2 protein-coding genes are annotated in these 1,878 nt (G+C 66.9%); one reads left to right on the top strand and one right to left on the bottom strand.

Annotated elements, in window-relative coordinates; genetic code table 11:
* Positions 1–1,003, bottom strand: a 1,003-nt coding sequence (locus GXY85_00735) for a hypothetical protein (GenBank protein ID NLW49353.1), incomplete at its 3' end; no start/stop codon positions are given.
* A 443-nt stretch (positions 1,004–1,446) separates the two neighbouring features.
* Between GXY85_00735 and GXY85_00730 the strand changes: the two genes are divergently transcribed.
* Positions 1,447–1,878 (top strand): helix-turn-helix domain-containing protein (locus GXY85_00730; GenBank protein NLW49352.1); only part of this gene is annotated, 432 nt, incomplete at its 3' end.

The raw sequence follows: 1,878 nt of genomic DNA, 5'->3' as shown, positions 1-1,878 counted from the left end.
CGCGCTCCTCGTCGGTCCACGGCTCCTGTGCCGCAGGTGCCGCTTCGTCCGCCTGCGCGAACGTCGCCGCGACCACGTAGCCGTTCCGCCCGAACTCCAGGGCCAGCCTCAGCCCCGGCGTGCACTCATACTCCAGCGTCCCGTCCGCCGTGGCCGCCGCCGGTGGGCCCGCGTAGCCGATCACCTGTTCCCTGGTCAGCCACCGCCTCATGCAGACGGAGGCGACGCGTGCCGCCCCGGCGGCGGGCCTCTGCGCCCGCCATTCCTGAAGGAACGCCTTCTCCTCCGGGGTGATCCGCTCGGCGGGCGGCGGGGGGACGGTCCAGTGTTCGCGGTTCGCCTCCCACCAGTCCAGGCATTCCCGGGGCGTGGCATCTGCCGGCAGCGCGCCGTCCGTCAGGTAGGAGACAGATGCGATCAGGTCGCCGTCGCCCTCGCGCACCTTCTCGATCATGAGCGGCAAGGCCCAGACGCCCAGCTCGCGCAGCCGTTGAAGCCGGCGGGCGGCCTGCTCGGGCGATCCCTCAGCCACGGACTCCTTCCACAGCCGGTAGCGCTCGGCGAACAGGCGCGGCACCAGCACGTCGGCCTCCTCCCACCAGCGCCACAGAATCAGGCGAACGTCCGGTGGATCATAGGGGCCATACGAGATGTCCGGGAATTCGGGGAACACCCAGAGCCTATCCTCTCCCTGGGGCTTGCGTCTCTCCCCGTGGCTGTGCCACCTGGTGATCCACTCGAAGACAGAAGTGACCCAGGGTTCGTCGGCCCGCTCGACGGCAATCGGCACAGCGGAAAGACCCATCGTGGCGATCCGGTCGCGCGCCGGACCTGCGTAGTCCGGGGGGGAGGTCCACATGACGGTGTTGGGTGCGGCTTCCTCCATTTCCTGGCGCCATTCCCGGTACCTGACCTCAAACTCCCTCGCGGATGAGTCTGATCCCGGCCCCTGGGCGGCCAGGACCACCGTCGACGTGATGAGGAGCGCCGACATCAGAATCACGCATCGTCTCTGCAAGGACATGGCCTTCCCTTTCGTCAGCCCGCTACTCGTAGAAGAACTTCGGCGTGCCGTACGTGACGTTCAACTGATCCCAGACGTGCTCGATCCTCTCGTACCGGCCGCATTTGCTTTCGAACATGAGCCACCTCCCACTGCCGCAACTACAGTCTTCCTTGCGCCGCGCGGCGTGGAATCCGCTATAGTACACCACCTTAGCATCGGATGGTCCCGTGGCAGTCGGGAAGTACCCGCTGTCTGCGAAGAAGGCATGGACCTCCCAATCCTCAAGCGTTCCCTTGCCGTCTCCATAATCCCGATCAATCGACTTGTGGGGTGGCGCCGGATTGCCGACCGGATCGACATACTAATCTGGCCAGGATTTAGTTTGCATTCTCTATCAAGGCCGGCCATAATGAGCTTCCATGAGTCACGATGCCCGATCCTTGAGTCAGGATGCCCAGGCGGCCCTGCGCCGCCGCGCCGTCGACGCCGTCCTGGCCGGCATGAAGCAGACGGCCGCCGCCGTGGCGTTCGGCGTCACCCGCCAGGCCGTCGGCAACTGGATGAAGGCCTATCGCCGGGGCGGCCACGCTGCCCTGGCCGCCCACAAGCGGGGTCCCAAGCGCCCGCGCCGAAAACTCATGGGCTGGCAGGCCGCCGCCGTGTGCAACACGATCCGGGACCGCCATCCCGAACAGATCAAGCTGCCCTTCTTCCTGTGGACTTCGGATGCCGTCCGGCAGCTGATCCGGAGGAAGTACGGCGTCGCCGTCTCGTCCCGCTCGGTGCGACGCTACCTGGCCCGCTGGGGGTTCACGCCGCAGAAGCCGGTTCGCAGGGCCTACGAGCGCGACCCCGAAGCGGTCAGGCGATGG

The organism is Candidatus Brocadiaceae bacterium, from assembly GCA_012728835.1.
GTDB lineage: Bacteria > Planctomycetota > Brocadiia > SM23-32 > SM23-32 > JAAYEJ01.
This window is presented reverse-complemented; position numbering and strand designations above follow the sequence as displayed.